This is a genomic window from Sporolituus thermophilus DSM 23256 (assembly GCF_900102435.1).
Classification (GTDB): domain Bacteria; phylum Bacillota; class Negativicutes; order Sporomusales; family Thermosinaceae; genus Thermosinus; species Thermosinus thermophilus.
On sequence record NZ_FNBU01000048.1, the window covers coordinates 1 to 1,581 of the forward strand.

The following is a 1,581-nucleotide window of genomic DNA, read 5'->3' on the forward strand; positions in this document are numbered from 1 at the left end:
TGTCAAGAGTCTGTGAAAATGTCACCTAAATTGGTCTATGAAAATGTCACACTTGTTGTATTTTGTAATCAACCCAGGTCTGGATTTTAGACTTTCTTCTGGCCGCGGTCAAGGATAAAAGCTACGCTCGCCTGTTAGGCGTCCTTGACCGCGGCCATCGAAAGTCAATGTTAAGGTTGAAGGGTTGATAAATACTCCTTTTTAACCCAGTACTTCCGTTTTCGTGCGGTCTGGCGTATAATTACTTCCGGTGTTTGGTATTCGGAAGCCCTTACGCCAAGGGTGATCCGGGGCAGGCCGCCGTGGTGTAGGAGGCGGACCTGCTTTTTCTTTTGGCTGCGGTTTTGTCCGGACGGGTTCTGAAACCGCAATGAGATCGTAAACAATTTTTTGTTTGGGATAACTAGCCCGAAGCTTGCCGTCGGGATGAACGTGAACCAAGACCGTAGTGTCAGGGAAATATGCAGGCAGGCCATCAAGTTTGTATAGTTGGCCTTGGAAGGAGAGAACACCGCCCTTAAGTTTTCGTTTCTCCTTTACACAGAGTATTTCTCTTAGGCTTTCTTCGCTTGGAGCGGGCCGATAAGCGCTATTGGGATTAGCTGGTTCAACTTCAAACATGGCATTATGCTTAAGGATGAACTTTTGCAAAAATTCATTAGCTTGTTCAATAGTTTGGATTCCGGCCAGAGCCATTTCAATTCTTAAACGGTCTTGAAGGGTCTCCCAAAGACGTTCTACACGTCCCTTAGCCTGAGCAGAACGCGCCTTAATATGCTCAATACCCAGTTCGCTAAGAGCACGACCGAGTTGAGTCAAGTTAGCTTTTTTGCCTTCTAACTGATCCTCAATGGTAAGCTTATCGGCATTAGGGGAAACAAAAATTGAGTGGCGATCGGTGTAAACGGCTATTGGGATACCATAATTAGTAATAATTTGCCTAAGAACCTCAAAGTAACCGTTGAGGTCCTCTGTAGGCCTGAAAATGGCGCCGACGATTTTGCCGGTAGCATCGTCAATGGCTCCAATTAGCGAAATATAAGGCTTGTCCTCTCCTAGCCAAGCATGAGGCGAGCCATCCATTTGAATAAGCATACCTTCCTGCTCGCGGCGTTTACGCCTTCTGTGAGACTTAGGCCTACGATGTTTACGCGGGCTGGAAATTCCTGCGCTACGACGTATTCTCCTTATGGAGGAAACACTAAGAAAAATGTTATAGTGCTCAGCAAGTAATTCTGTTAGATGGGAGTCATTAGCCTCACAAAACACTGGCTGACGAATAATAGCAAGAACTTGTTCCCTAAGTTCGTCTGAAATTGCATGAGCTGGTTTGCGGCCACGGTTACCGTGAGCCAGAAACCCAAAACCTTCTTTGATAACACCTGCCTTCAATCGTTTGACTTGACGTTCACTTAGGGAAAGAGCTTCAGCCGCTTCTGCAATAGTACAAACCCCTTGAATTACTTTGTCGATTACGATTGCTCTGCGAACCTCTTTGTCACTCAAGAAAATTTTCTCCTTCTCCATGAGTGACATTTTCTCAGATCACTTTTAAGGTGACAATATCATAGAACGATCACA

1 protein-coding gene is annotated in these 1,581 nt (G+C 45.5%); it reads right to left on the reverse strand.

Going from position 1 to position 1,581, the window contains the following annotated elements:
- Positions 1-201: 201 nt before the first annotated feature.
- Positions 202-1,506 (reverse strand): ISNCY family transposase, encoded by a 1,305-nt coding sequence (locus BLQ99_RS14685; protein WP_171904711.1) that lies wholly within the window; start codon positions 1,504-1,506, stop codon positions 202-204.
- Positions 1,507-1,581 lie beyond the last annotated feature (75 nt).